The 19,561-nt window shown below is 71.0% G+C and carries 18 protein-coding genes; 7 read left to right on the top strand and 11 right to left on the bottom strand.

The window, feature by feature from the left end:
* Nucleotides 1–20 precede the first annotated feature (20 nt).
* Together ACP7BP_RS01190 and ACP7BP_RS01185 are read right to left on the bottom strand one after the other, a co-directional pair.
* Complete coding sequence (locus tag ACP7BP_RS01190; RefSeq protein WP_426241706.1) at nucleotides 21–668, bottom strand: response regulator; 648 nt, start codon at nucleotides 666–668, stop codon at nucleotides 21–23.
* Nucleotides 656–2,650 carry a histidine kinase gene (locus ACP7BP_RS01185; protein ID WP_426241705.1) on the bottom strand — a complete coding sequence of 665 codons (1,995 nt, stop codon included), beginning with the start codon at nucleotides 2,648–2,650 and terminating at the stop codon, nucleotides 656–658. The genes ACP7BP_RS01190 and ACP7BP_RS01185 overlap by 13 nt, the downstream gene beginning before the upstream one ends.
* Before the next feature lie 138 nt (nucleotides 2,651–2,788).
* Between ACP7BP_RS01185 and ACP7BP_RS01180 the strand changes: the two genes are divergently transcribed.
* From ACP7BP_RS01180 to ACP7BP_RS01160, 5 genes are all read left to right on the top strand, one after another.
* On the top strand, nucleotides 2,789–3,463 hold the full coding sequence (locus ACP7BP_RS01180; RefSeq protein ID WP_426241703.1) for a hypothetical protein: 675 nt from the start codon (nucleotides 2,789–2,791) through the stop codon (nucleotides 3,461–3,463).
* A gap of 27 nt (nucleotides 3,464–3,490) precedes the next feature.
* Entirely contained in the window at nucleotides 3,491–4,531 is a 1,041-nt protein-coding gene (locus ACP7BP_RS01175; protein WP_426241702.1) for an NAD(P)-binding domain-containing protein, read from the top strand.
* A gap of 65 nt (nucleotides 4,532–4,596) precedes the next feature.
* On the top strand, nucleotides 4,597–6,198 hold the full coding sequence (locus tag ACP7BP_RS01170) for an AMP-binding protein (protein ID WP_426241700.1): 1,602 nt from the start codon (nucleotides 4,597–4,599) through the stop codon (nucleotides 6,196–6,198).
* A gap of 1 nt (nucleotide 6,199) precedes the next feature.
* Nucleotides 6,200–7,000 (top strand): PaaX family transcriptional regulator C-terminal domain-containing protein, encoded by an 801-nt coding sequence (locus ACP7BP_RS01165; protein ID WP_426241698.1) that lies wholly within the window; start codon nucleotides 6,200–6,202, stop codon nucleotides 6,998–7,000.
* Between the two features lie 41 nt (nucleotides 7,001–7,041).
* A complete protein-coding gene (locus ACP7BP_RS01160; RefSeq protein ID WP_426241697.1) occupies nucleotides 7,042–7,461 on the top strand; it encodes a hypothetical protein in 420 nt (139 codons plus the stop codon).
* A 421-nt stretch (nucleotides 7,462–7,882) separates the two neighbouring features.
* Here ACP7BP_RS01160 and ACP7BP_RS01155 read toward each other — a convergent pair whose 3' ends face one another.
* From ACP7BP_RS01155 to ACP7BP_RS01140, 4 genes are read right to left on the bottom strand one after another with little or no spacing between them, the layout of a single operon-like run.
* Entirely contained in the window at nucleotides 7,883–8,272 is a 390-nt protein-coding gene (locus tag ACP7BP_RS01155; protein WP_426241695.1) for a RidA family protein, read from the bottom strand.
* Nucleotides 8,269–9,021 carry an SDR family NAD(P)-dependent oxidoreductase gene (locus ACP7BP_RS01150; protein WP_426241694.1) on the bottom strand — a complete coding sequence of 251 codons (753 nt, stop codon included), beginning with the start codon at nucleotides 9,019–9,021 and terminating at the stop codon, nucleotides 8,269–8,271. Before ACP7BP_RS01150 ends, ACP7BP_RS01155 begins: the two co-directional genes overlap by 4 nt.
* The gene (locus ACP7BP_RS01145; protein WP_426241692.1) at nucleotides 9,018–9,845 is read right to left on the bottom strand and encodes an enoyl-CoA hydratase family protein; all 828 of its coding nucleotides are present in this window, start codon (nucleotides 9,843–9,845) and stop codon (nucleotides 9,018–9,020) included. The genes ACP7BP_RS01150 and ACP7BP_RS01145 overlap by 4 nt, the downstream gene beginning before the upstream one ends.
* Nucleotides 9,842–11,011, bottom strand: coding sequence for an acyl-CoA dehydrogenase family protein (locus tag ACP7BP_RS01140; protein WP_426241690.1), 1,170 nt, complete (start codon nucleotides 11,009–11,011; stop codon nucleotides 9,842–9,844). The genes ACP7BP_RS01145 and ACP7BP_RS01140 overlap by 4 nt, the downstream gene beginning before the upstream one ends.
* Nucleotides 11,012–11,069: 58 nt before the next feature.
* Here ACP7BP_RS01140 and ACP7BP_RS01135 point away from each other — a divergent pair, with 58 nt between their 5' ends.
* Complete coding sequence (locus tag ACP7BP_RS01135) at nucleotides 11,070–13,445, top strand: bifunctional salicylyl-CoA 5-hydroxylase/oxidoreductase (protein ID WP_426241688.1); 2,376 nt, start codon at nucleotides 11,070–11,072, stop codon at nucleotides 13,443–13,445.
* Nucleotides 13,446–13,474: 29 nt separating this feature from the next.
* Nucleotides 13,475–14,125: a DUF1707 SHOCT-like domain-containing protein gene (locus ACP7BP_RS01130; RefSeq protein ID WP_426241686.1), complete on the top strand. Its 651-nt coding sequence runs from the start codon at nucleotides 13,475–13,477 to the stop codon at nucleotides 14,123–14,125.
* A 37-nt stretch (nucleotides 14,126–14,162) separates the two neighbouring features.
* Here ACP7BP_RS01130 and ACP7BP_RS01125 read toward each other — a convergent pair whose 3' ends face one another.
* The 5 genes from ACP7BP_RS01125 to ACP7BP_RS01105 form a co-directional block, all read right to left on the bottom strand.
* Entirely contained in the window at nucleotides 14,163–15,443 is a 1,281-nt protein-coding gene (locus tag ACP7BP_RS01125; RefSeq protein WP_426241685.1) for an ABC transporter ATP-binding protein, read from the bottom strand.
* 4 nt (nucleotides 15,444–15,447) lie between these two features.
* Nucleotides 15,448–16,287: a carbohydrate ABC transporter permease gene (locus ACP7BP_RS01120; RefSeq protein WP_426241683.1), complete on the bottom strand. Its 840-nt coding sequence runs from the start codon at nucleotides 16,285–16,287 to the stop codon at nucleotides 15,448–15,450.
* Nucleotide 16,288: 1 nt separating this feature from the next.
* The gene (locus ACP7BP_RS01115) at nucleotides 16,289–17,230 is read right to left on the bottom strand and encodes a carbohydrate ABC transporter permease (protein ID WP_426241681.1); all 942 of its coding nucleotides are present in this window, start codon (nucleotides 17,228–17,230) and stop codon (nucleotides 16,289–16,291) included.
* Nucleotides 17,227–18,528: an extracellular solute-binding protein gene (locus tag ACP7BP_RS01110; RefSeq protein ID WP_426241679.1), complete on the bottom strand. Its 1,302-nt coding sequence runs from the start codon at nucleotides 18,526–18,528 to the stop codon at nucleotides 17,227–17,229. The genes ACP7BP_RS01115 and ACP7BP_RS01110 overlap by 4 nt, the downstream gene beginning before the upstream one ends.
* Nucleotides 18,529–18,595: 67 nt before the next feature.
* Nucleotides 18,596–19,525: an alpha/beta fold hydrolase gene (locus ACP7BP_RS01105; protein WP_426241677.1), complete on the bottom strand. Its 930-nt coding sequence runs from the start codon at nucleotides 19,523–19,525 to the stop codon at nucleotides 18,596–18,598.
* Nucleotides 19,526–19,561: the final 36 nt, after the last annotated feature.

Below are 19,561 nucleotides of genomic sequence, written 5' to 3'. Positions count from 1 at the left end.
GGTCAGCGTACGCGGTGGCGTCACTCCTGCTGGAGCCAGGCGAGCACAGCGAGCACCCGGCGGTGGCCCGCGTCCTGCGGAGCGAGGCCGAGCTTGCTGAAGATGCTGCCGATGTGACTCTCGACGGTCTTGGGTGTCAGCGCGAGCCTCGTGCCGATCGCCACGTTGGAGCAGCCCTCGGCCATCAGCGCCAGCACGTCCCGCTCGCGGTGGCTCAGCATCGCGACCTGGCCGCTGCGGGTCCGTTGGCCCAGCAGGTGGGCGACGACGTCGGGGTCGAGCACCGTCTGGCCGGTGGCCACCCGCTCGACCGCGTCGACGAGGACCGCGACGTCGAGCACCCGGTCCTTGAGCAGGTAGCCGAAGCCGCGCGGGTGCTCGCGGGCGAGCTCGGCGGCGTACCTGGTCTCCAGTGACTGCGACAGGAGCAGCAGGCCCACGCGGTGGTCGGTCCGGCGGATCGCCTGGGCTGCCCGCGCGCCCTCGTGGGTATACGTCGGCGGCATCCGGATGTCGATCATCGCCACGTCGGGCCGGTGCTCCGCGACCGCGCGCTCGAGCTGCTCGCCGTCTCCGACCAGCTCGACGGCGTCGATGCCGGCCTCGGCGAGCAGCCGGGCCAGCCCCTCGCGAAGCAGCACCGAGTCGTCGGCGATCACGACCCGCACGGCAGGTCTCCCGTCAGCGTGGTCCCGCCCGGCCCGGACCGCACCAGGAACGTGCCCCCGACCACCTCGGCGCGATCGGCCAGGCCGCGCAGGCCCTGCCCGTCGGCGTCGGCCCCACCGCGTCCGTCGTCGCTGACGCGGATGCGCAGCGCGCCGTCCGTCTCGGCCAGGAGCAGGCAGATCCGACCGGCCCCGGAGTGCTTCACCGCGTTGGTGACGCCTTCGCAGGCGAGGTACCACGCGGTGGCCTCGATCTCGGCCGGGAAGCGCCGGGTGACGCCGTCCAGGCTCAGCTGCACCGGGAACCGGCCGGCCAGCTCCTCGAGGGCCGCGGGCAGGCCGCCGTGGTCGAGCACCGCGGGGTTCAGCCCGTTGGCCAGGCTCCTCAGCTCCAGGACGGCCGCCTGCAGCTCGTCGATCGCGGCGTCCACCGTCTGCGCGAGTCGGTCCCGGTGTCCGTTGACCTGTGCCGCCCGCAGCTCGAAGGCGAGTGCGAGCAGCCGTTGCTGCGCGCCATCGTGGAGGTTGCGCTCCAGGCGGCGGCGCTCGGTGACGTGGGCGGCCGCGATGCGCGCGCGGGACTCGCGCACCTCGGCGAGCTGCAGGCTGATCCTGGCCCGCAGCATCGCGCTCTCCAGTTCAGGGGTCGCCTCGGCGCACACGGACTCCGCCAGACCGCGAGCCACCTGGCCGGCGTCGTAGGCGATGCGGGCGATCGGCCGCTGCTGGCGGCGTACCTCGACCTGATCGGGACCCGGCTCGAGAGTCGCACCGTCGGGTCGTACCCAGGCGGTCCGGTCCTCGACCCAGAAGGCCGCCGTGAGGGTGGGGTCCCGCAGCGCCCGCCGGAGCACCTGCTCGACGGTCGTGTCCGGGTCCGGGTCGCGGACGAAGTCGCGCACCTGCGCGAGCGCGTCGAACCGGCGGCGGTCGAAGCGCCGGTCGACGGCCTCCTGGAAGCCGCGGTACGCCGACGCGGCCACCACGACCGCGGCGAGTGTCGCGACCACGGCCGGGACCGAGGAGTCGCCGGCTCGCTCGCCGAAGAAGCGGCCGGTGGCCACGACGACCACGACGAAGGTGAGCGCCAGCACGGCCGAGGACAACAGGTAGGCGACGGCACGACTGAGGACTCGCTCGACGTCGTAGAGGTGGTAGCGCGCCACCGAGAGCCCGGTCGCGATCGGGAGCAGGCCCATGAACCCGCCGACCGCCAGGCTCAGGAGCAGCGGATGGTCGGGCGACGCGTAGAAGGCCAGGGCCACGAAGGCGGGCAGCGGCACCACGACGACCGCCAACCAGAGCAGCTGCCGCCGCTCGCTGCCCCGTGAGCGTCGGAAGCGCACGAGCAGCGAGATCCCGGCCAGCGCGAACCCCGCGGCGCTCATCGCGCCGAGCAGACCGCGCACCACCTCCAGGGCGGGCGCGGCCTGGTCGCCCAGGGCCCATGGGCTGCGGACTCCGCTCATGGGCGGCTCGAGCTCCTCGGGCCAGGCCAGTGAGCTCGCGAACCACAGCGCCGACGCGACCGTCGAGAGGATCGCAGCCCGACGCCAGCGTGGCGAGATCGCCGAGCCGGTGGGCGTCAGGTGCAGGATCCAGGTCAGCAGGGCGAACCAGGCGATGAAGGCGCCGTCGCCCACGACGGCCGCCATGTCGGCCCCAGGCAGTGCGCCGGGGCGGGCGACCGCCCCGTAGAACGCATAGCCGTCGAGGACGCCGCTCGCCACGATGCTGGCGCCCAGGACCAGGAAGAGCCAGCCCACCGGGTGCTCCGGGCGACGGATCGCGAGGATCGCGCCGACCACCGCCGCGCTCGCGACGGTGGCGAGCAGCGGGACCGCCTCGAGGTCGATGTTGAGGAGATCGGGGCGGCCGGCGCGGTCGAGTGCACGCTCGAGCCAGAGGACCACGGCGAGCAGCGTCCCGGTGGCGGCGAGGATCGCCGCCACGGCGATGACGTTGCGCGCCGGTGCGGCCACTCACCGATGGTGGCACCGATGGCCGGGATCCGCCTCAGGGTCTGCCCTGATCACGTTCGTGGGGACCGCCCCGATGTGGCTGTGTCACGTCGCGCCGACAGTGGATCGGGACGGTTCTCCCTCACGAAAGGCACTGCCATGCTGCAGACGACAGAGACGCCCAGGAGCGTCGTACGACCTCTCACCGGGTGGCAGACCGCCCTGCTGGTGGCGGCACCAGCGGTCGCGGTATTCGCCCGCCTTCTGCTGACCCCGTGGTACCAGGACGACAGTGACCAGCCGGACAACGTTCGCTTCCTCGGCGAGATCGCGGGCTCCACGCTGCGCAACGACATCGGGGCGATGCTGACCCTGGCCAGCGCGGTGCTCTTCGCCGGTGCCGCGATGGTGGTGGGCCTGCTGGCCCGGCAACACCTGCCGCGGGTCGCCGCGGTCGGGACCGGTCTCGCCACCGCCGGGGCCTTCGGCCTGGCGATGTTCGCGGACCAGCTGGTGATCGTGGGACAGGCAGCCCGGCTCCACGGGCAGCGCCCCGCCATGGTCGAGCTCCTCGACCAGGCCTACAGCGCACCCCAGAGCGGGGTCTCCTACCTGATGCTCATTCTCGGGGCCGCCGGCTGGGCGCTCCTGGGTTTCAGCCTCTACCGGGGCCGGATCGTGCCTCGGGCCGCCGCGGTGCTGACGGGTGTCGGCGGTGCGGCGGTGATGCTCACTGCGCCCGGACCGCTCACCTCGTTCATCGCCGGTGCTGCCGTGGTGTCCCTCATCGGCCTGGGCTGGGTGGCCCTGGCCGCGCGGCCGGCCCGGGCATAGCCGGGCTGGACGCGGCGTTGCCCCCATGTGGAGACGTACGAGTCGATCGTCATCGGAGCGGGTCAAGGCGGTCTGTCGACGTCGTTCCACCTTCGACGGCTCGGCGTCGACCACGTGGTCCTCGACTCGAACGAGACGCCCGGCGGGGCCTGGCAGCACCGGTGGGACTCGCTCACGATGGACGACGTGCACGGCGTCGCCGATCTGCCCGACGGCCCCGCACCGGACCGCGGCCGGCGTCGCGCGAACGAGGCAGTGCCCGAGTGGTTCGCCGCCTACGAACGTGACTACGACCTGCCGGTGGTGCGCCCGGTGGCGGTCGACCGGGTGACCAGCGAGGGCGAGCTGCTCGTCGTGCGCGCCGGCGACCGCACCTGGACCACCCGCACGCTGGTCAACGCGACCGGCACCTGGACCCGGCCCTTCCTGCCCCACTACCCGGGCATCGAGACGTTCGCCGGTGAGCAGCTGCACACCGTCGACTACCCGGGCGCGCAGCACTTCGCGGGCAGACGGGTGCTGGTGGTCGGCGGCGGGGCGTCGGCGGTGCAGTTCCTCGGCGAGCTCGCCCCGGTGGCCGACACGGTGTGGGTGACGCGGAGGCCTCCCGTGTGGCGCACCGACGAGATCGATCCCGAGGCCGGTCGCTCCGCGGTGGCTCTCGTGGAGGAGCGGGTACGCCGCGGCCTCCCGCCGGCGAGCGTCGTCAGCGTCACCGGACTGGCCCTGCGTGAGCAGGAGCGCGAGGCGGAGAGGCTCGGGGCCTACCGCCGCCGGCCGATGTTCGACCGCATCGAGCCCGACGGGGTCCGCTGGGCCGACGGCTCGTTCGAGCCGCTGGACGCGATCCTGTGGGCGACCGGCTTCCGGCCGGCAGTCGCGCACCTGGGTCCGTTGCACCTGCGGTCCGTGCACGGCGGCATCCAGCTCGACGGCACCACCGCGGTTGCCGACCGCCGGGTGCAGCTGGTGGGCTACGGCCCCTCGGCGAGCACGATCGGCGCCAACCGGGCCGGTCGCGCGGCGGCGCTCGCGGTCTCCCGGCAGCTGCCGGCACGCGTCGCCTGAGCGACACCACGTCGCGGTATGTCGCGCTCTTGACGGTCGTTGGACAGGCACCATACGTTGCCGGGATGGACCTGCTGCCGTCCGCCCATGTCGACACGTTCTGCCGGGACCACCTGCCGCCGGCGGACCAGTGGCCGGAGCTCGTCTTCGAGCTGCCCGAGCTGCACTACCCCGACCGGCTGAACTGCGCGACGGCCCTGCTCGACGACGTCATCGCCCGGCACGGCGCCGACCGTCCGTGCCTGCACGCGCCGGGCGCGACCACCTGGACCTACGCCGACCTGCTGGCCGCCGCCAACCGCGTCGCCCGGGCGCTCGTCGAGGACCTCGGGATCGTGCCGGGCAACCGGGTGCTGCTGCGTGGACCCAACAACCCGTGGCTGACGGCGTGCTGGTTCGGCGTGCTCAAGGCTGGGGCGGTGGCGGTCACCACGATGCCCCTCCTGCGTCCCGGTGAGCTGGCCACCATCCACGAGATCGCCCGCCTCGACCTGGCGCTGGTCGACGAGCGGTTCCTCGACGGCACCGAGGGCCTGGCCGGCGCGGACGTCCGGGTGGTGGGGTACGGCGGCGCCGAGGGGCTGGCTGCCCTCATGGCCGGCAAGCCCGCGACGTACGACGACGTGGCCACCTCCTCCGACGACGTGGCGCTGCTGGCGTTCACCTCCGGCACGACCGGGCGCCCCAAGGCCACGATGCACTTCCACCGCGACGTGCTGGCGATCTGCGACACCTTCTCCCGGCACGTGCTGCGGCCGTCGCCCGACGACGTGTTCACCGGCACGCCGCCGTACGCGTTCACCTTCGGGCTGGGCGGGGTGCTCCTGTTCCCGCTGCACGCGGGCGCGTCGACGGTCCTGGTGGAGAGGGCGACGCCTGCCGAGCTCGCCGGGATCATCGACGACTTCGGTGTGACGACCTGCTTCACCGCGCCGACGGCGTACAAGGCGATGCTCGTGGCCGGTGCGACGCTGCCGTCGCTGAAGGCAGCTGTGTCGGCAGGGGAGCACCTCCCCGCGGCCGTCTGGCAGGCCTTCCTCGACGCCACGGGGGTGCGCATCATCGACGGCATCGGCGCGACCGAGATGCTGCACATCTTCGTGTCCGCGGCGGGCGACGACATCGTGCCCGGGTCGACGGGCCGCGCGGTGCCGGGCTACACCGCGACCGTGCTCGACCCGCACGGCCGGGAGGCGGCTCCGGGGGAGCCGGGGCGGCTGGCGGTGAAGGGGCCGACCGGGTGCCGCTACCTCGACGACCCCCGGCAGCGGGTCTACGTGCAGGACGGCTGGAACGTCACCGGCGACACCTTCACCCGCGACGCCGAGGGCTACTTCTTCTACCAGGCCCGCAGCGACGACATGATCGTCTCGTCGGGCTACAACATCGCCGCTCCGGAGGTGGAGGAGGCGCTGCTCAAGCATCCCGAGGTGGCCGAGTGCGCGGTGATCGGCGTGCCCGACGAGGCCCGCGGCTCGCTGGTCAAGGCGTTCGTCGTCCTCGCCGCGGGGGTGGCGGGGGACGAGCAGAAGGTGGACGAGCTGCAGGCGTTCGTGAAGGCCGAGATCGCGCCGTACAAGTACCCCCGCGCCATCGCGTTCGTCGACGCCCTGCCGCGTACGGCGACCGGCAAGCTACAGCGCTTCCGGCTCCGGACCGGCGGCTGAGGTGGACGCTCCTCCACGGCAGCTGATCCTGTCGCTCTACGGTCTCTACGCGCGCGAGGAGGGCGACTGGCTCTCGGTCGCCTCGCTCATCGCGCTGATGGCCGACCTCGGCGTCGACTCCGCGGCGGTGCGGTCGTCGGTGTCGCGGCTCAAGCGACGGGGCGTCCTGGAGTCGTCGCGGCGCGACGGCCAAGCCGGCTATGCGCTCTCGCCGTCGTCGCTGGAGGTGCTGCGCGAGGGCGACCACCGGATCTGGTCGCGTCCGCGGGCCACTGCGGCGGACGGCTGGCTGGTGCTGGTGTTCTCGGTGCCGGAGTCGGAGCGCGAACGCCGCCACGCGCTGCGATCCCTGCTGGCCAGCCTCGGCTTCGGCACCGTCGCCCCCGGGGTCTGGGTCGCCCCCGCGACGTTGTACGACGAGGCGGTGGCCGCGCTCGAGCGTGCCGGCCTGACGGCGTACACCGAGCTGTTCCGCAGCGACTACCTCGGTGCCGGCGACGTGGCGGCCCGGATGCGCGAGTGGTGGGACGTCGACGCCCTCACCGCGCTGTACGCCGAGTTCGTCGCCGCCTGGCGACCTGCGTTCCGCAGGCGCAGCCAGCTGCCACCGGCCGAGGCCTTCGCCACCTACGTGCCGATGCTCACCGCGTGGCGCCGGCTGCCCTATCTCGACCCCGGGTTGCCGCTCGAGCACCTGCCCGCCGACTGGCCCGGCATCGAGGCGGGCGAGCTCTTCACCGGGCTCGACGCGCGGCTGCGCGAGGACGCGCATGACCATGCGCATCCGATCGTGCACGGATGACTCAGGCGACCGGCACTCGCCGTCTGGGTGACACTGGACGGATGAAGTACGACCGGCTGTGGGAGCGCTTGCTGGAGTTCCTCAACGCGCTCGGGACCGCGAGGGAGGTGGCCCCTGGCCGGCTCGAGGTCACTCTCCCGGATTCCGACGGCCCGAGCCGGGCCGTGCAGATCGTGATGACGCGAGATGAGTGGGACGAGCTGGTCACCATCCCGTACGGCGCCTTCTCTGGTGCTGCCCGGCATGTGCAGCATGCCTTGCTCGCTCTGGAGCCGGGGGTGCCCTTCCTGGTCTACGACACGTACGACCTTCATCCGTCGACCACCGAACGGCTGCCTGTGGAGCCCATGGACGAGCAGCGGGTCGCCTACCTGGCCGAGCGGGCACGGCAGCACCCTGGTTCGGTCGGTTGGTTTGCCTATCCGCCCGCGCCTCCGTCGGCACCGGAGGACCAGGCCTAGCGCGGTGATCAATCGTTCGACCAAGACGCGGGTGGTCGAACGGTCGTTCAACCAAGATGGTCGAGCGTTTGAACACACACCGTGGTTGGTCGAACGAGTGATCAACCCGCGAGGGCCTGCCAGGTGTGTCCGATGGCCGCTGCCGTCGCGGACGAACACGGAGCCACCGCGAACGGGCGTTCAACCAGGATGGTCGAGCGTTTGGTCAAACACCGTGGTTGATCGAACGAGTGATCAACCCGCGAGGGCCTGCCAGGTGTGTCCGATGGCCGCTGCCGTCGCGGACGAACACGGAGCCACCGCGAACGGGCGTTCAACCAGGATGGCCGAGCGTTTGATCAAACACCGCGGATGGTCGGACGAGTGATCAACCCGCGAGGGCCTGCCGGGCGCGTCGGACGGCCGCTGCCGTCGCGGACGATCACGGAAGCACCGCGAACCCCTGCACCTCCACCACCGCGTCGGCGTCCCAGAGCCGCGCGACCCCGATGCCGGCCATCGCCGGGTAGTCGGCGCCGGCAACCCGCTTCCAGACGGCGCCGATGTCCCGGGCGTGGGCGCGGTAGTCGTCCATGTCGACGATGTAGATCGTGAGCGAGGTCAGGTCGGCCGGTGACCCGCCGGCCCAGTCGAGCGCAGTGAGCAGGTTGGTCAGCGCCTGCTCGAACTGGGCCACCACGCCACCGGGGACGATCGTGCCGTCGGCGGCCATGCCGGTCTGGCCGGCCAGGAAGACGGTGGTGCCGGTGGCGACCACGGCGTGCGAGAAGCCCGACGGGGTGGCGAGCTGGGGCGGGTTGACACGCTTCATGACTGCACGGCTCCTCCGTCGACGTTGAGGCCTTGGCCGCTGATCGCCCCGTTGTCGACGCACAGCAGCACCGCCGCCGCCACCTCCTCGGGCGTCACGAGTCGGCCGATGGGCTGCATGTCGGCGAGCAGCGCGCGGGCGTCCTCGGGGCTGCGCCCGGTCCCGGACGCGATGTGTGCGACCGACTCGTCGGTCATCGGGGTGTCGACGTAGCCCGGGCAGACGGCGTTGACGGTGACCCCCGAACGCGCGACCTCGGAGGCCGCCGTGCGCACGAGGCCGAGCACGCCGTGCTTGCTGGCGGTGTACGCCGCGATGCGGGCACCGCCGTGCTTGCTGGCGGTCGAGGCGATCACGACCACCCGGCCCCACCCGGTCGCCGTCATCGACGGCAGGGCCCGGCGCAGGCACCGGAACGGCGCGGTGAGGTTGAGGTCGAGCATCCGCTGCCAGTCGTCGTCGGAGGTCTTCACCAGCGGTGCCGACATGGCCGCGCCGGCGTTGACGACCAGGACCTCGACGGGTCCCCACGCCTCCTCGACTGCGGAGAATGCGGCGTCCAGCTGCTCGGGCGAGGTCACGTCGGTGGGCAGGACCAGCGACTCTCCCGGCAGTACGCCGGCCACCTCGCGCAGCGCGCCTTCCGACCGGGCGACCAGCGCCACCCGGTGGCCGGCCGCGGAGAGCGCCTCCGCGCAGGCCCGGCCGATGCCCTGGGAGGCCCCGGTGACCATGGCCACCGGGCTCATCGACCGGTCCAGTCGGGTGGCCGCTTCTCGTTGAACGCGGCGTGGAACTCGGCGTGGTCGCTGGTCGTCATCAGCAGCGCCTGCGTCATCGCGTCGAGCTCCATCGCCGCCCCGATGGGCATGTCGAGCTCGCGGGTGATGAGCGACTTGGTCTGTGCGTAGGCGAGCGTCGGCCCGTCGGCCAGCCGGCGCGCCAGTGTCGTCACCGCGTCGTCGAGCTCCTCGTCGGAGACCAGCTTCGAGACGAGCCCGTAGCGGTCGGCGGTCTCCGCGTCGATGGTGTCGCCCAGCATGAGCAGCTCGGTCGCGCGGCCGGCCCCGACCAGCCGGGGGAGGAGGTACGCCGCGCCCATGTCGCCGCCCGACAGCCCGACCTTGGTGAAGAGGAAGGCGAAGCGCGCCGAGGTGGAACAGACCCTAAAGTCGCTGGCGATCGCGATGACCGACCCCGCGCCGGCCGCGATGCCCTGGATGCCGGCCACGATCGGGATCGGGCACTCGCGCATCGCCTTGATGACGTCGCCCGTCATCCGGGTGAAGCCGATCAGGTCCCGCGGGTCCATCTTGATGAGCTCGCCGATGATCTCGTTGACGTCACCGCCGCCGCAGAAGCCCCGACCCTCGCCCCGGATCACCAGCACGTCGGCGTCGCCGCGGTGCGGAAGCTCGTGCAGCAGGTCGCGGAGGTCGGCGTAGGACTCGAAGGTCAGCGGGTTCATCTTCTCGGGCCGGTCGAGCGTAACGGTCGCGACCCGGTCGCCCACCTCGAAGCGGAAGTGCTGCCATTCGTCGGTGATGGGCACGCTGCCCCGGTAGCGGGTCACGGTTGTCCTCCCTGCTGACGGGCCTGCTGACGGGCCCGGACCAGTCCTCGGCCGATGATGGTGCGCTGCACCTCGGAGGCGCCCTCGTAGATGCGCGGCGCCCGCACCTCACGATAGAGCCGTTCGAGCAGGTGGCCCTGTTGCAGCCCGCGCGCGCCGTGCAGCTGCACGGCCTGGTCGACCACCCACTGGGCGCTCTCGGTCGCGAACAGCTTCGCCATCGCCGCGCTCTGGGTGATCTCGGCGGCCGGTGCGCCGCTGTCGTACGTCGTGGCGGCGGACCGCACGAGCAGCCGGCTCGCCTCGATGCGGGTGGCCATCTCCGCCAGGGTGTGCTCGACGGACTGCTGGCGGATCAGCAGGTCTCCGTGCACCTCGCGGGCCAGCGCCCAGTCGAGCGCCGATTCGAGAGCGGCCTGCGCCATGCCCACCGCGAAGGCCCCGACACTGGGCCGGAAGAGGTCGAGGGTGCGCATCGCCACGGCGAAACCCCGGTCGACCTCGCCGAGAACGTCCTGGCGGCCGACCCTGACCCCGTCGAAGACCAGCCGGCCGATCGCGTGCGGCGCCACCATTTCGAGGCGCTCGCCGGACAGTCCCTCGGTGTCGCCGGCGACCACGAACGCGGTGACGCCGCGGGCGCCTGCTGCCTCGGTCGTGCGAGCGAAGACGGAGTAGACGTCGGCGTCGGGGGCGTTGGAGATCCACGTCTTCTCGCCGCGCAATCGCCAGCCGGCGCCGTCGGGCTCGGCCCGCAGCGACAGCGCGGCGGCGTCGGAGCCGGCGCCCGGCTCCGAGAGCGCGAAGGCGGGCACGGTCGTGCCTGCCACCACCCCCGGGATCCAGCGCTCGACGACCTCGGGGGAGCCGGACTGGAGGATCGGGTAGCTGCCCAGCCCCTGCAGCGCCAGCGCCGTCTCGGCCTCCGTGGTGATCGCGGCCAGGGTCTCGCGCAGCAAGCAGAGCTGGAGGGCGGCGGCGTCACGGGGAGGCTCGTTCGGCGCACCACCGAAGAGACCGCGCAGCAGGCCGTGATCGCCCAGTGCCCGCAGGAGCGGCCGGTTGACGGCGCCGTGCACGGGTGGCACGGCGAGGAGGTGGCCGGTGGCGACGGCGCGGATCCGGGCGACGTACTGCTCCTGCTCGCCGGTGAGGCCGCTCCTCATGTCTGCGACCGTATTGCGCCTTGACAACTTCCGTCAAGAACGCAATATGTTGATCCGTATGCGCATCGCGGTGATCGGTGGCGGGCCGGGCGGCCTCTACTTCGGTGCCCTCGCCCAGCAGCTGGCGGGCCAGCTGGGCCAGCGGCACGAGATCACCGTCTGGGAGCGCAACGCCGCCGACGACACGTTCGGCTTCGGCGTCGTCTTCAGCGACGAGACCCTCGGGGGCATCGAGCACGCCGACCCGCACGTCTACGCCCAGATGAAGCGTGAATTCGCGATCTGGGACGACATCGACGTGCACTTCAAGGGGGAGGTCGTCTCCAGCGGCGGGCACGGCTTCGCGGCGATGTCGCGCAAGCGGCTGCTGGAGATCCTGCAGGCGCGATGTCGCGAGCTCGGCGTGTCCATCCACTTCCGCACCGAGGCACCCGACGTCGACGAGCTGGCCCACACCCACGACCTCGTGGTTGCCTGCGACGGGCTCGGCTCCGCGGTCCGGAGCAGGTACGCCGACGTCTTCGAGCCGACGCTGGAGGAGCGCGACGCCAAGTACATCTGGCTCGGCACCGACAAGGTGTTCGACGCGTTCAAGTTCTACGTCGCGCAGACGCCGTACGGCGTGATGCAGATCCACGGCTACCCCTACGACGCCACGGGCAGCACCTTCATCGTCGAGATGACCTCGGCGGTGTGGGAGAAGGCCGGCTTCGCCGAGCTCGCGGACCGCACGTGGTCACCGGGCGAGTCCGACGAGCCCTCGATCGACCGGATCCGCGAGCTCTTCGCCGACGTGCTGGAGGGCCACCAGGTGAAGGCCAACAACTCCCGCTGGATCAGCTTCACGACGGTCCGCAACGAGCGCTGGGTGCACGACAACGTGGTGATCATGGGCGACGCCGCGCACACGGCGCACTTCTCCATCGGCTCCGGCACCAAGCTCGCCATGGAGGACGCCCTCGCCCTGGCGGCCTGCCTCCACGAGGCTGCCCAGGAGGGTGACGGCGACCTCGGCTCCGCGCTGGCGACGTACGAGGCGGAGCGCAAGGCGGTCGTCCTCTCGACCCAGCGTGCCGCGCAGGCCAGCCTGGAGTGGTTCGAGAACCTTCCGCAGTACGTCCACCAGGAGCCCTTGCAGTTCGCCTTCAACATCATGACCCGGAGCCGGCGGGTCACCTACGACAACCTGCGGCTGCGCGACCCGGAGTTCGTGGCCCGCTGCGACCAGTGGTTCGCCGGGCACATCGGCAGCCCCGACCCCTGCCCACCGATGTTCCAGCCCGCGCGGATCGGGGAGCTCGACCTCGTCAACCGGGTCGTCGTCTCCCCGATGGACATGTACGTCGCCGTCGACGGCCTGCCGTCGGACTTCCACCTCGTACACCTCGGCGGCAAGGCGCTCGGCGGCGCCGGGCTGGTGATGACGGAGATGGTGTGCGTGTCCCCGGAGGGCCGGATCACCCCTGGCTGCACGGGATTGTGGGACGACGAGCAGCAGGCGTCCTGGCGCCGCGTCACCGACTTCGTGCACACCAACTCTGCCGCGAAGATCGGCCTGCAGCTCGGCCACTCCGGCGGCAAGGGCTCGACGAGGCTGATGTGGGAGGGCATCGACCAGCCGCTCGACGACGGCAACTGGGAGGTGGTCGCGCCGTCCCCCGTGCCCTACCGCGAGGGGGTCAACCAGGTGCCGCGAGAGCTGACCCGCACCGAGATGGACGCCATCCGCGACGAGTTCGTCGAGTCCGCCCGGCGCGGCGCCGACGCCGGGTTCGACCTGCTGGAGCTGCACAGCGCGCACGGCTACCTGCTCTCGGCGTTCCTGTCGCCGGTGACGAACCGGCGCAGCGACGAGTACGGCGGCGACGTGCACTCCCGGCTGCGCTTCCCGATCGAGGTGTTCAGCGCGGTCCGCGAGGTGTGGCCGCGGGAGCGGCCGATGACCGTGCGAATCTCGGCCACCGACTGGGTCGACGACGGCCAGACCCTGGAGGAGTCGCTCGAGGTCGCCCGGGCCTTCGTCGACGCGGGCGCGGCGGCGATCGACGTCTCCACGGGCCAGGTCACCTCGCGCGAGCGCCCGGAGTTCGGGCGGTCCTACCAGACGCCGTACGCCGACGCGATCCGTAACCGCCTCGGGGTCCCGACCCTCGCGGTCGGCGTCATCTCCTCCTTCGACGACGTCAACTCCATCCTGATGGCCGGCCGCGCCGACCTCTGCGCGATCGGCCGGGCGCACCTCTACGACCCCTCCTGGACCCTGCACGCCGCCGTCGAGCAGGACTACGACGGACCCGGTGCACCGTGGCCGCTGCCGTGGCTGCCCGGCCGCCGCAAGCCGCAGACCGGGCGCACCGACGGACCCCGCCCCCGCCTGCAGCTGATCCGGGAGGGCGGACAGGGCACCCGGCACCGGCGCTGGCAACCGCTGTGAGAGGTGAACGCGGGTACTACCCTGACGCCATGGGGGAGACACCGGAACCGTCCCAGATGCGCATCTCCGACGCCGACCGCCAGCGGGTGGCCGAGGTGCTGCGCGAGGCCGCCGGCGACGGGCGGCTCGACTTCGACGAGCTCGACGAGCGGCTCGAGGCCACGTGGTCGGCCAAGACGTACGGCGACCTCGTGCCGCTTACCCTGGACCTCCCTACCCACCCGCACCACGTCGTGCCCCGGCCGGCGAGCGCGCCGGTGCCGCGACCGGTCCCCGGGGGCCTGGCCGCGCCGACGTACTCCACGTCGTTCGCGGTGATGAGCGGCGTGGCGCGGCGAGGTGCCTGGACCGTCGGGCCGACCCACACGGCGCTCGCGCTGATGGGCGGCGTCGACATCGACCTGCGGGAGGCGGTCTTCACCAGCCACGAGACGGTGATCACCGCGAGCACCGTGTGGGGCGGCATCGACATCATCGTCAACGCCCACACCCACGTGATCGTCGAGGGAGTCGGCATCATGGGCGCCTTCGACAAGGCGCGTGACAAGGTCCCGCCCGAGATCACCCCCGACTCGCCCATCGTGCGGGTGCGCGGGATCGCCCTGATGGGCGCCGTCACCGTGCTGCGGAAGGGCCCACCGAAGCCGCCGCGCAGGTTCCTGCACGGCGGCCATCGGTAGGCCTCGTCAGCTCGCGAGGGACGTCGTCCCTCCCCGATCAGCGTGTCGCGTCGGGGTTCGACTCCTCGGCCGCCGAGTGCACCTGCTCGCCCTGGTCGGCCATCTTCTCGGCGTGCTCCTTCGCCTGCGGGTCCTCCTCGCCGGGGATCCGCCCGGCCCGCTCGCGGTCGACGGTGAGGTTCTCGCCCGTCGTCGGGTCGAAGAGGTGGATCTTGGTGGCGTCCACCCAGATCTCCGCCTCGTCACCCTCGCTGATCTTGCTGGCACCGTCGAGGCTGACGACGACCTGCGTGCGCATCGCCTCGCCGTCCAGGTCCTTCTCGAGCTGGTCGAGCTGCTGTTGCACCTCCGGCGGCGCCTCGAAGGGGATGTAGGCGAAGGCCTCGTTGCCCAGCCACTCGACGACGTCGACCTTGGCCTTGAACGTCGAGCCCGGCTTGCCCCCCGTGACCACCGAGGCGTCCTCGAAGTGCTCGGGGCGGATGCCGGCGATCAGCAGGCCCTTGCCCTGGGCGTTCTTGGCCCGCTCCTCCGGGATGGTGACCGTGCCGAACGGCAGCTTGACCGACGTGCCGTCGACCTCCGCGGGCACGAAGTTCATCGGCGGGGAGCCGATGAAGCCGGCGACGAAGAGGTTCCCGGGGTTCTCGTAGAGCTCGCGCGGCGACGCGAGCTGCTGGAGCACGCCCCGCTTGAGCACAGCGACCCGGTCACCGAGCGTCATTGCCTCGGTCTGGTCGTGGGTGACGTAGACCGTGGTGATGCCGAGCCGCTTCTGCAGCCGCGAGATCTCGGTGCGCATCTGGCCGCGGAGCTTGGCGTCGAGGTTGGACAGCGGCTCGTCGAAGAGGAACGCGTCGGCGTCGCGGACGATCGCCCGACCCATCGCCACCCGCTGCCGCTGACCGCCCGACAGGTTGCCGGGCTTGCGATCGAGGTGCTCGTCGAGCTCCAGCGTCTTCGATGCCTTGCGCACCTTCTCGTCGACCTCGCTGTCGGAGGCACCCGCGAGCCGGAGCGGGAACGCGATGTTCTCGTAGACCGTGAGGTGCGGGTAGAGGGCGTAGTTCTGGAACACCATCGCGAGGTTGCGGTCGCGCGGAGCCAGGTCGTTCACCTTCCGGTCGCCGATGACCATGTCGCCCGAGGTGATGTCCTCGAGCCCCACGATCATCCGCAGCAGCGTGGACTTCCCGCAGCCCGACGGCCCGACGAGGATCATGAACTCCCCGTCGGCCACGTCGATGCTGACGTCATTCACGGCCGGGAATCCGTCGCCGTACTTCTTGACGATGTTCTGCATGGTGATGGCAGCCATGACCTCAACCCTTCACTGCGCCGCTGGTGAGACCCGCGACGATCTTTCGCTGGAACAGCAGGACGATGATGATGATCGGGATGGTCGAGACGACGGCTCCCGCGGCCAGCAGGGACGCCGGCCGGTTGAACGGGTCAGCGCCGACGAAGAACGACAGCGCTGCCGGAATGGGTCGTGCTGCCTCGGTCGAGGTCAGCGAGATGCCGAACACGAAGTCGTTCCACGCGAAGAAGAAGGTCAAGATCGCGGCGGTGAAGACACCCGGCGCGGCCAACGGGACGATGACCTTGCGGAACGCCTGCCACGACGTGGCGCCGTCGACCTGGGCGGCCTGCTCCATCTCCCACGGGATCTCGCGGAAGAAGGCGGAGAGGGTCCAGATCGCCAGCGGCAGCGTGAAGGACATGTAGGGGATGATCAGGCCGGGCCAGGTGTCGTAGATGCCGAAGGTGCGCCACATGTCGAACAGCGGGCCCACCAGCGACACCACCGGGAACATCGCGATCACCAGGGCCAGCGTGAGCACGAACTTCTTGCCGGTGAACTCCAGCCGGGCGATGGCGTACGCCGCCAGGGTGGCGATGATGACCGACAGCAGCGTGGCGATCAGCGAGATGCCGATGGAGTTGATGATCGCCCTTCGGAACTGGTCGTCGGCGAGGACGTCGGAGTAGTTCTGCCACCCCGCACCGCCGCCGTCGCTCGGGAGGAAGCCCGGGCTGCCGGTGGTGATGGCCTCCGGCGACTTGAAGGAGAGCGAGATGATCCAGGCGACCGGCAGCAGGCACCACACGAGAATCAAGATGGCGCCGATCACGGTGCCGACGCGGTTCTTCGTGCTCATGTCATCCCTCCTGTCGGGCCGCGGCGAGGTCGACGCGGAACACCTTGACGATCACGAACGCGATCACCAGCACCGAGAGGAACAGCAGCACCGAGAGCGCTGAGCCGATCCCGAGCTGGAACTGCTCGATCACCTGCCGGTAGGTCAGGAACGACACGGACTCCGTGCCCTGCGCACCCGCCGTCATCACGAAGATGTTGTCGAAGATCCGGTAGGCGTCCAGGGCCCTGAAGAGGACGGCCACCATGATCGCCGACCGCATGTTGGGCAGGATCACCTTCCACAGCCGTTGCCACCAGGAGGCACCGTCTACCTGGGCGGCCTCGATCATGTCCTCCGAGACCTGGGCCAGACCGGCCAGCAGCAGCAGCGACATGAACGGAGTGGTCTTCCAGATCTCGGAGACCATGATGGCGATCATCGCGCTGGGATACTCGCCGAACCAGTTGAAGTCGTTCCCGATGAGTGGCAGCCAGCTGTTGACGAAGCCGTTGGAGTTGCTGAAGGCGAACTGCCAGGCGAAGCCGGAGACCACGGTGATGATGCCGTAGGGGATGAGGATCGACGTACGGATGATGCCCCGGGCGAAGATCACCCGGTGCATCACCATGGCGAACGCGAAGCCGATCACCAGCTCGATCGCCACCGTCACCACCATGATCAGCACGGTGTTGGCGGTGTCTCGCCAGAACAGGCTGTCGGTGAGTGCCGTCAGGAAGTTGGAGAGGCCCACGAACTCACGGTCGTCGGGAGCGGTGAGGCTGTAGTTGAAGAGGCTGAGGTACAGCGCCCGAAGCATCGGGAACGCCGTCACCAGCAGCATCAGGACGATCGCCGGGGCGACCAGCTTCATCCCGAGCCTGTTCTCGGCCCGGGTCCGGTCGCTGGGATCGACCCTCGGCGCCTTCTCGCTCTTCCTGGGGGCCGTCACGGTCGTGCTCACAGGAGACTCCTTCCGCTCAGCACGTCTTTCAGGAACTTCGCAGACTCCGCAGGGGTGTCCTCATCGACGGCTGTGGGCGAGTGCCACACCGACTGGACCGCGCTCGAGATCTGGCTGTAGAACGCGCTCTTGGGGCGCGGCCCGCCGTCCTCGATGCTGGTGCGGTAGAGCTCGAGCAGCTCGGGCGGGTAAGCCTCGGCCAGCTCGGGGGAGTCGTAGACCGAGCCACGTGCAGGCATCAGGCCCTCGTTGACGGCGAGCGCCGACTGCGCCTCCGGGCTCGTGATGCAGGCAGCCGCCTCCTTGGCGAAGTCGAGATCCTCGGAGTAGGCACCCACCCCGATGTCGATGCCGCCGATCGGCGGCCTCGAGGGCTCGCCCTCGACGGTGGCGGGGTAACGGGCGAAGCCGAGGTCCTTGAACTGCTCCTCGTCGAGCGAGTCGCCGACCAGGCCCTCGTAGTTCTTGTAGACGAAGGTCCAGTTGGTCATGAACTCGCCGGGACCCTCCTCGGGGAACATCTGGCCGAGGCTGGTGCCCTCGTTGGAGACGGTGAAGTCGGCTTGGGCGGCGCTGGAGTCGGCGAGCTTGCTGATGATCGCCGCCGCCTCCCTGCCGGCGTCGGAGTCGATGTCGACCTTCGCGTCGCGACCGGCCTCGGTGTCGCTGATGATGTCGCCACCGGCGCCCATCACCATGGCGTTGATCCACACGACGTAGGCCTCGTAGCGGTTGGCCTGGACGCCGACGGTGCCGCCCTCGGAGTCGGCCGCGTCGATGATCTGGTCCCAGGTGACCGGCTGCGACATGTCGAGGCCGGCGGCCTCGGCGAGCGACTTGCGGTACCAGAGCAGCTGGGTGTTGGCCCACTGCGGGGCGGCGTAGACCTTGTCCTCCCACATCACCGTGTCGGCCGCGCCCGACAGGACGTCGTCATCGACGATCGAGCTGTCGAGCTCGGCTAGCCAGCCGGCGTTGGCGAACTCGGGCACGAAGACCGGGTCGAGGCTCATCAGGTCGGTCGAGCTGTCCTCGGCCGCGAGCCGGCGGGCCAGCTGGGTGCGCTGGTCGGTCGCACTCGTGGGGAGAAGCTGCAGCTCCACGTCGTACTTGTCGGTGCTGCACTGGTCGGCGAGCTGGCCGAGCGTCTCCTGGCCATCGGGGTTGATGTACCAGTTGAGTACCGGCTTGCCGCTGCCGTCGCCTCCGCACGCCGCCAGCAGTCCGGCCATGCCGATCAGGCTCAGGCCGGCCGCCAACGAGCGCCGTACCCCTCCTCGGTGCATGGGTCTACTCATGCCAACTCCCTCCTGTGGTCTAGGTCACGTCTATCCCTAGTTGGGACGTTTGGCAACCATGAGCGCATCACCCGGGTGCGGCGCGGTCGGCCGTGCGCCGGATCGCGTCGCTGAACGTGTCGAAGAGTTCGGGCGGCAGGTCGTGGCCCATCCCGTCGATGAGGACGAGCTCCGCGTCCGGCACCGCCGCGGCGGTCGCCCGGCCCCCGGAGACGTGCACCATGCGGTCGGCCGCTCCGTGCACGACCAGGGTCGGCAGCCGCACCTCACCCAGCCGCCGGGTGCGGTTCGGCTGGGTGAGGACGGCCAGCATCTGGCGGAGCACGCCGGCGGCCGAGAAGCCGCGGTCGAAGGTCTCCTTGGCGCGCGCCCTGGCGTCGGCCTGGTCCACGGGGAACGCCGGCGAGCCGATCATCGCCCATGTCGCCGCGCTCGACGCGACGTAGGCCTCGCGCCCGGCCCTCCTGTTGCCGATGAGCATCGGCAGCAGACGCGGGCTCTGCCAGCCCACGGTGCGCCGCCCGGTCGTCGACATGATGCTCGTCAGGGAGCGCACTCGGGCGGGTCGCTCGACCGCCATCGTCTGCGCCACCATGCCGCCCATCGAGACGCCGGCCACGTGCGCCGACTCGATGCCGAGGTGGTCGAGCAGGCCGAACGCGTCGTCGGCCAGGTCGCTCATGGAGTACGGCGCGCGCACGGGGCGGCCGGCGAACGCCCGCACCAGCTGGGCGCGGGTGACCCGGCCGGGAACCTTGGTGGAGCGGCCGGTGTCGCGGTTGTCGAAGCGGATCACGAAGAACCCGTGGCCGGCGAGCCGGCGGCACAGCTCCGGGTCCCACCAGGTCATCGGCCCGCCGAGACCCATGACGAGCAGCAGGGGATCGGCGTCCGGGTCGCCGTAGGTCTGGTAGCAGAGCTCCACGGCGGCGCTCACCGGGGCGAACAGCTCCTCGGAGACCGTGGTGTCCGGCTGCCGGGAGGACGTCGAGGACATGGAGCCAGTCAACACGACGGCGCCGGGCGGGGCACC

Origin of the sequence: Nocardioides sp. LHG3406-4 (genome assembly GCF_049897745.1) — a bacterium.
Taxonomy (GTDB): domain Bacteria; phylum Actinomycetota; class Actinomycetes; order Propionibacteriales; family Nocardioidaceae; genus Nocardioides.
Note: the sequence above shows the minus strand (reverse complement) of the source record. Positions and strands in the feature narration are given on the sequence as shown.

Coding starts and splice junctions, on each gene's coding strand:
- ACP7BP_RS01160 (WP_426241697.1), top strand. CDS start 7,042: ATGAAGTACGACCGGCTGTGGGAGCGCTTGCTGGAGTTCCTCAACGCG.
- ACP7BP_RS01120 (WP_426241683.1), bottom strand. CDS start 16,287: ATGAGCACGAAGAACCGCGTCGGCACCGTGATCGGCGCCATCTTGATT.
- ACP7BP_RS01130 (WP_426241686.1), top strand. CDS start 13,475: ATGGGGGAGACACCGGAACCGTCCCAGATGCGCATCTCCGACGCCGAC.
- ACP7BP_RS01150 (WP_426241694.1), bottom strand. CDS start 9,021: ATGAGCCCGGTGGCCATGGTCACCGGGGCCTCCCAGGGCATCGGCCGG.
- ACP7BP_RS01180 (WP_426241703.1), top strand. CDS start 2,789: ATGCTGCAGACGACAGAGACGCCCAGGAGCGTCGTACGACCTCTCACC.
- ACP7BP_RS01105 (WP_426241677.1), bottom strand. CDS start 19,525: ATGTCCTCGACGTCCTCCCGGCAGCCGGACACCACGGTCTCCGAGGAG.
- ACP7BP_RS01170 (WP_426241700.1), top strand. CDS start 4,597: ATGGACCTGCTGCCGTCCGCCCATGTCGACACGTTCTGCCGGGACCAC.
- ACP7BP_RS01155 (WP_426241695.1), bottom strand. CDS start 8,272: ATGAAGCGTGTCAACCCGCCCCAGCTCGCCACCCCGTCGGGCTTCTCG.
- ACP7BP_RS01125 (WP_426241685.1), bottom strand. CDS start 15,443: ATGGCTGCCATCACCATGCAGAACATCGTCAAGAAGTACGGCGACGGA.
- ACP7BP_RS01110 (WP_426241679.1), bottom strand. CDS start 18,528: ATGAGTAGACCCATGCACCGAGGAGGGGTACGGCGCTCGTTGGCGGCC.
- ACP7BP_RS01135 (WP_426241688.1), top strand. CDS start 11,070: ATGCGCATCGCGGTGATCGGTGGCGGGCCGGGCGGCCTCTACTTCGGT.
- ACP7BP_RS01140 (WP_426241690.1), bottom strand. CDS start 11,011: ATGAGGAGCGGCCTCACCGGCGAGCAGGAGCAGTACGTCGCCCGGATC.